Here is a 6431-nt window from a genome sequence, read left to right on the forward strand (position 1 = left end):
AGCCTTGATCGGTCGATCCGACGGGCCGGGGCATGTTCTCACGAGCCGGAACCGGCCATGACCGGAGGGTGCGGTACGGCCGCGGCACGACTGGTGCGACGATGAGTGCCATCGTGATGACCGACCGGATCCGCCTGCTGCGCGCCGCGGTCTTCGCCGCGCTGTGCGTGGCGATGGCCGCCACGGCGCACGTCGCCATGGCCGGGGCCGGGGTCTCGCCTCCGGTACTGCTCGGCGCCTTCGGGGCGGTCCTCGGGCTGACCTGGCTGCTGGCCGGGAAGCGGCGCGGACTCGGCGTGATCAGTGTCTGGATGGTCGCGGCGCAGAGCGCGCTGCACCTGCTGTTCGAACAAGCCGGCACGGTCGGCCGTGGAGGCGCCGGTCTCGGCCGGCTCGCCACCACGGACTGGACCTCCCTGCTGCTCTGCAACCCGCACCGGGCCGGCAGCGGGCTCTCACCCGCCGAGCTGGCACGGATGGCGGGCATCGACCCGGACGTCCCGCCGGCCGTCGGCAGCCTGCGGCCGATGGCGGGGATGCACCACGGGGCGGCGGGGTTGGTCAACGGGGCCGCCCTGGACATGGGACTGCCGGGGGCGAAGGCGATGCCGGGGATGCCCGGGATGCCGGGCACGTCCTCGGGGATGACGCACCAGATGTCCGGTGGGATGTCCGGTGGAATGTCGCACGGCATGTCGCCGGGAATGGCGCTCGCCCACGTCCTGGCGGCGCTCGCCTGTGCGCTGCTGCTCTGGCGCGGTGACGCCGCGCTGGTCCGGGTGTTCGAGCTGCTCACCGCGCTCGGGTCGGTGGTCGCGGGAGTGCTGCTGCTCCCGCTGCTGACGCTGTTCGCGCGCCCCCTCGGGTACCGGCAGCCGGCCGCGCCCCGGCCCGCCGACCGACCGGCCCGGCTGGCCGGGGCGGTGCTGCTCACCCATGCCGTCGTCCGACGCGGGCCGCCGGCGTTCGCCCTCGCCTGCTGACGCGCCCGCCGCGCTCCTCCCCCTCCGGCCGAACCCCGGCCGCCACCGGGACCTCCGCGTCGGGCAGGTCGCCCTGCCGCGCCGCCGCGCCCTGCGCCGCCACGTCCAGTGCCGTCGCAGCGTGCGCCGCCGTGCCGTCAGGGCTCGGGCCCCGCGTCCGCGTCCGCCGCCACCCCCTGCGGGAGGTGCGGTGTGGCGCGCGGCCAGCCCATGGACGCCTGCGGTGCCGCCGTGCGCGGCGCCGCCCCCAGCCTTCCCCTCGGGACCTTCCCATGTCTCACTTCGACGGCACACCGGTTCGCACCGACGTCACCGTCCTACCGTTCCGCAGCCTGCGGCCCCTCCGGCGCGCGACTGACCGGACCACCCAGGGCCAGCCGGGCCGACAGCCCGGCCGACCACTCCGCCGACGGTCCGTCGGCGGCGGCTGCCGACACCTGGGTGCGCAGTCGCTCGGCCCGCTCCAGCCAGTCCCGGCAGCCGGTGCAGCGTGCCAGGTGCTTGTCCAGCCGGGTGCCGGTCAGGCCGCTCGGTTCGCCGTCGAGCCGGGCGGACAGAGCGGTACGAAACTGCGCGCATCTCATAAGACCATCGTCCCGCACGGCCACCAGGCCGGGACCGGACGGGTCGCGGTCGATCCGGTCGCGGCCGGCGCAGTCGCGGCCGGCGCAGTCGCGGCCAGCATGGTCGCGGCCGGGGGGATCGGAGGCCGCCGTGGATGACGACCAGCTCACCGCGCTCGCGCTGAGCGCCCGCTCGGGCCGGGCCGCCGACGTCGAGGCCTTCATCCGGGCGACCCAGCGGGACGTCTGGCGCTTCGTCGCCCACCTGACCGATGTGCAGTCCGCCGACGACCTCGCCCAGGAGACCTTCCTACGGGCGCTGCGCGGCCTCCCCGCCTTCGCCGGACGCTCCTCGGCCCGGACCTGGCTGCTGTCGATCGCCCGACGTACGGTGATCGACCGCTACCGGATGGCCGCCGCCCGGCCGCGCTGCGCGGCGCTGCCGGACTGGCAGGAGGCGGCGGAACGGCAGGGCGGCACCCCGGCGACCGGATTCGAGGACGGGATCGCCCTCGGGGACCTGCTCGAACGGGTGCCCGCGCAGCGGCGGGAGGCCTTCGTACTGACCCAGGTGGTCGGCCTGAGTTATGCCGAGGCGGCCGCGGTCGCCGGATGCCCGGTCGGCACCGTCCGCTCCCGGGTCGCCCGGGCGCGCGAGGAGCTGATAGCGCGACTGCGGGCGGCCGAGGCCGGGGAGCTCGCGGCGGCCTGCTGAGCGGCGGCCCCGGACGGGCGACCCGGGAGCGGACGAACGACGGACAGATGACAGATGACAGATGACAGCGAACGGATAACAGATTTCGAAATCTGTCATCTGTCATCCGTTCGCTGAAAGTTGTTCGCCGGAAAAATTCCCCCACCTGTTCGGAACCAGAGCCCCCGTGCCCCCCGACTGCTGTGCCGGACACCGCCGCCGAGGCGGCGTCCGGCACGGCAACGGCGGAACGGAGGACCTTCATGCGAGCGCAACATGCCATCATTACCACTAATCTGACTGATAATCAGAAACAACTCGTCGACCCGTGGCGGCTGGTCATGGCCGCCGGGCTGCTCTCGTTCGTCGCGATGCTCGACATGAACGTGGTCAACCTGGCGCTCACCGACATACCTCCGGGCTGCACGTTTCCGCCGGGGCCGCGCAGTGGGCCGTTCTCCGCTACCAACTCCCGCCGGTGGCCCTACTGTTGCCCGCCGGGCGGTGGCTCGACCACGTCGGCACCCGGTCCGCGCTGCTGCTCGCGGTGAGCTGCTTCGCGACCTGCAGCGTGCTGGCCGCCCTCGCCCCGTGGGCGAGTTGGCTGATCGCGTCCCGTCTGCTGCAAGGCTCCTTCGGGGCCGTGCTGTTCGTCCTGATGCCGGTGCTGGCCGCGACCTCCGTCCGGCCCGAGCTGCGCGGGCGGGCGATGAGCGTGCCCGCGACGCTGGGGCCGCTCGGGGCCGTCACCGGTCCGGTGGTCGGCGGCCTGCTGCTGGACCATCTCGGCTGACGGGCGATCTTCCTGGTCAAACTGCCGGTCTGCCTGGCCGCCGTCCTGATCGTGCGCCGCCACGCCCCACGGCGCGGCGCGTTGCGCCTGCCCGACCGGGGTTCGCTCGGCGACGGCGCCCTGATCGGCGCCGCGGTGGCCGCCCTCCCGCTCGGGCTCACCCTGGCGCCGAAGGCCCCGCAGTGGCTGCTGCTCGCACTGCCCGCCACGCCGCTGGTGCTGCTGTGGCTGCGCCGCCCGGGCGGTCGGCCGGTCGCCGAGGTGCTGCGGGCCGCCGGGACCGCCGGGGTGAACGCCTCGGTGCTCGCACTCACCGCCAGCGGAGTTCGACGCCCGCCCGGAGCACTTCCCGTACCAGCTCGCACAGTTGGCGGACTTCATCGACGTCGGCGAGCCGATCGTCTTCACCCTGCCGGGCTTCCCGTGCAAGTCACCGAACCCGGCGAAGGTACTCGGCCACCTGCCCGACGAGGGCGAGCGGCTGTCCCTGACCTTCCTCGACGAGCTGTGCGTCCGGATAGGCCGGATCCACCCGCCCGGGGCACGGATCCTGATCTGCTCGAACGGTCACATCTTCGGCGACCTGATCAACGTCCCCGACGACCACATCGACGAGTACTCCGACGAGTTGACCGCGATGATCGAGCGCGAGGGGCTGCATCACCTCGACACCTTCGACCTGCGGGCGGTGCTCGGTGACCTGCCGTACGACGACAAGCGCGCCCGGGTGCACGAGCGGTACGCGCCCAGCGCCGAGGAGTTGCGTGTCGACGTAGAGGTCGGCGCCGGAGCCGAGCAGCTTCTCCTTGGGGACGGTCTTGTCACCGAGCACCGGCACCTTGGCGCCCTGTTCGGCCAGTGCCGCCGGCAGGGTGCCCTTGCCGGGCGGGAAGCCCGTGCCGATCACCCGGTCGCCCGCGCCGAGTTGGAGCAGCATCTCCAGGCTCGCCGCGTTGCTGGTGACGATCCTGGTCGGGGCCTTGGCGATGGTCGTCTCCTTGCCCGCGCAGTCGGCGACCGTCACGGGGTAGCCCCCGGCCGGAGCGGCCTGGGCGGTGACGGAGACACTGCCCCCGCTACCGCTTCCGCAGGCCGTGGCGAGCAGAGCGACGGCGGCCGCGATGCCGCAGACGACGCGAGGGCGCATGAGAACTCTCCTGGTCGGTGATCGTGCTGGGGCCCGCGCTGCGGACCCGGACCAGGTAGTCGGACCGGGCCCCGGCGGGTTCCCGGGAATTCCCGGAAAATCCCGGCGACTTCGGCTCCTTCTCGAGCGCCCACACGCACCCGCGCGCGGCGCAGCGCACGTAGGGTGGCCGGATGGCCGACCCCACCGAAGCGCGCGACGACCTCGACCTGCCCGTACCGCTCGGTCCGCACCCGCCGCGCCGGGTGGTCTCGCTGGTGCCCTCGCTGACCGAGGCCGTCGCCGCCACCGCGCCCGGCCTGCTGGTCGGCGCCACCAACTGGTGCAGCCACCCCGCCGACCTGGCCGTGACCCGGATCGGCGGCACCAAGAACCCGGACCTGCCGGGCGTCCTCGCCCTCGCCCCCGACCTGGTGATCGCCAACGACGAGGAGAACCGCCGCCCCGACCTGGACGCGCTGCGGGCGGCCGGGGTGCCGGTCTGGGCCACCGACATCCGCACCCTGGACGACGCCTTCCGCTCGCTGGAGCGGCTGCTCACCGTCGCCTGCCGGCTGCCGCGCCCCTACTGGTTGGACCAGGCGGAAACCGCCTGGCGCGACGTCCGACCGGCGGGTGCCCGACCAGACGTCCCACCGACGTCGGCCCGACAGGACGCCCCACCGACCGCGGCCCGGCAGGACGTTCGGCCGGCGGCCGACGGCCCGCGGGCGATCGTGCCGATCTGGCGTCGCCCGTGGATGGTGCTCGGCCGCGACACCTTCGCCGGGGACCTGCTGCATCGTCTCGGCCTGCGGCTCGTCCACGCCGAACACCCCGAGCGCTACCCGGCCGTGCCGCTGCCCGAACTGCTGGCGAGCCGGCCGGAATTGGTGGTGCTGCCGGACGAGCCGTACCGCTTCACCGCCGAGGACGGGCCGGAGGCGTTCCCCGGCATCCCGGTCGCGCTGGTCAGCGGACGGCACCTGACCTGGTACGGCCCCTCCCTGGTGACCGCGCCGGCCGTCCTCCGGCGAGCGATCGACCACCCGTTCGTACAAGGCGCGAGGACCACATCGTAGGATGACCGCCACTCGCCGGGATCACCGGTTCACCGGCGACAAGTGGGGGGAACCACCGATGAAGTTGAGCACCACCCGGCGGACGACCGTACTGGTGTCCGCCGTCGCCGTCTCGACCGCCGTCCTGGCGGGCTGCGGCACCGAGAGCAGCGACAAGCACCCGAACGCGGCGTCGAGCACCACGCTCACGGCGGCCACCGCCACGGCCGGCGACACGCCCAGCGCCAGCCCGTCCGCGAGCGCCGCCCCGACGCCCACCGACTCGGCGTCCGCCGGTGCCTCGCACAGCCCGAGCGCCGGCCCGAGCAAGTCGGCGAAGGCCACGCCCGGCGCCCAGGCCGGCAACACCAAGAACGGCGGCGGCAACGCGGCCGGCGCACCCGCCACCCAGCCGCCGGTCGAGAAGCCCGCCATCCCCGCGCCGGTACCCAGCGCCAAGCCCGGCGCCGTCGCCCTCCCGCCGCCGCCCGCGCCGCCCGTCCCGCACGTGCCCCCGCTGCAGAGCGGCTGCCAGCCCAGCAAGCCGCAGCCCGACGAGCCCAAGGCGACCGTCGGCGCGGCCCTCACCACGGCGGCCGGCCAGTCCCGGGTGCTCACCCTCAGCTCGGGCGGCACCGACAAGCTCCCGCCGCTGCCGGCCAACCTGGTCAAGGCGATCGCCTGGCAGGAGAGCGGCTGGCAGTCCGGCATCCTCGCCTGCGACGGCGGGATCGGCACCATGCAGATCATGCAGAACACCGTCGGCTGGATGAACGGCAAGTACGGCACCAGCTCCGACCCCAAGACGCTCAACGGGAACGTCCAGCTCGGCACCCAGCTGCTCGACTGGCTGGTCGCCTACTACGGCGACTCCTCCTTCGGCGGCAAGTACGACCTCTCCCCCGACCCGGCCACCGGCAAGACGCCGCTGCTCGACCTGGTCATCTCGGCGTACAACGCGGGCGCCGGCAACGTGCACTACACCACCGTCACCGATCCGACCACGGGCGAGATCGTCGGCAGCCTGGACATCCCCAACCCGAAGTACGTCTCCAACGTGAAGGCGCTGATGGCCAGCCAGCCGTGGAACAAGTCGGGCTGACCGGGCCCTTCCTCCTCCCCTACTACGGCTGCTACCACGCCCGTAACGGCACGGGGCCCGGGACGCGATCGCGTCCCGGGCCCCGTGCCGTTACTGCAGCACCGGGGAC

The 6431-nt window shown here is 73.8% G+C and carries 7 protein-coding genes; 6 read left to right on the forward strand and 1 reads right to left on the reverse strand.

What is annotated here, in order from left to right; translation table 11 throughout:
* The first annotated feature begins 101 nt into the window (after nt 1–101).
* Nucleotides 102–983, forward strand: coding sequence for a hypothetical protein (locus ACWCYO_RS02795; protein WP_449783134.1), 882 nt, complete (start codon nt 102–104; stop codon nt 981–983).
* Between the two features lie 317 nt (nt 984–1300).
* On the opposite strand, the gene ACWCYO_RS02800 is transcribed toward ACWCYO_RS02795, so the two are convergent.
* Nucleotides 1301–1567: a zf-HC2 domain-containing protein gene (locus ACWCYO_RS02800; protein WP_270142414.1), complete on the reverse strand. Its 267-nt coding sequence runs from the start codon at nt 1565–1567 to the stop codon at nt 1301–1303.
* Between the two features lie 130 nt (nt 1568–1697).
* Between ACWCYO_RS02800 and ACWCYO_RS02805 the strand changes: the two genes are divergently transcribed.
* The 5 genes from ACWCYO_RS02805 (at nt 1698) to ACWCYO_RS02825 (ending at nt 6322) form a co-directional block, all read left to right on the forward strand.
* Complete coding sequence (locus ACWCYO_RS02805) at nt 1698–2261, forward strand: sigma-70 family RNA polymerase sigma factor (RefSeq protein ID WP_270142416.1); 564 nt, start codon at nt 1698–1700, stop codon at nt 2259–2261.
* 457 nt (nt 2262–2718) lie between these two features.
* Nucleotides 2719–3033: an MFS transporter gene (locus ACWCYO_RS02810; RefSeq protein ID WP_270142417.1), complete on the forward strand. Its 315-nt coding sequence runs from the start codon at nt 2719–2721 to the stop codon at nt 3031–3033.
* Nucleotides 3034–3400: 367 nt separating this feature from the next.
* Entirely contained in the window at nt 3401–4201 is an 801-nt protein-coding gene (locus ACWCYO_RS02815; protein ID WP_449783135.1) for an L-tyrosine/L-tryptophan isonitrile synthase family protein, read from the forward strand.
* Between the two features lie 152 nt (nt 4202–4353).
* Entirely contained in the window at nt 4354–5241 is an 888-nt protein-coding gene (locus ACWCYO_RS02820) for a helical backbone metal receptor (protein ID WP_449783136.1), read from the forward strand.
* A 58-nt stretch (nt 5242–5299) separates the two neighbouring features.
* Nucleotides 5300–6322: a transglycosylase SLT domain-containing protein gene (locus tag ACWCYO_RS02825; protein WP_449783137.1), complete on the forward strand. Its 1023-nt coding sequence runs from the start codon at nt 5300–5302 to the stop codon at nt 6320–6322.
* Nucleotides 6323–6431 lie beyond the last annotated feature (109 nt).

It is taken from the genome of Kitasatospora sp. NPDC001683, from assembly GCF_053596495.1.

What these genes read in the sequence shown, in the direction of transcription:
- ACWCYO_RS02795 (WP_449783134.1), top strand. Translation starts at nt 102, where the DNA reads ATGAGTGCCATCGTGATGACCGACCGGATCCGCCTGCTGCGCGCCGCG.
- ACWCYO_RS02800 (WP_270142414.1), bottom strand. Translation starts at nt 1,567, where the DNA reads ATGAGATGCGCGCAGTTTCGTACCGCTCTGTCCGCCCGGCTCGACGGC.
- ACWCYO_RS02820 (WP_449783136.1), top strand. Translation starts at nt 4,354, where the DNA reads ATGGCCGACCCCACCGAAGCGCGCGACGACCTCGACCTGCCCGTACCG.
- ACWCYO_RS02825 (WP_449783137.1), top strand. Translation starts at nt 5,300, where the DNA reads ATGAAGTTGAGCACCACCCGGCGGACGACCGTACTGGTGTCCGCCGTC.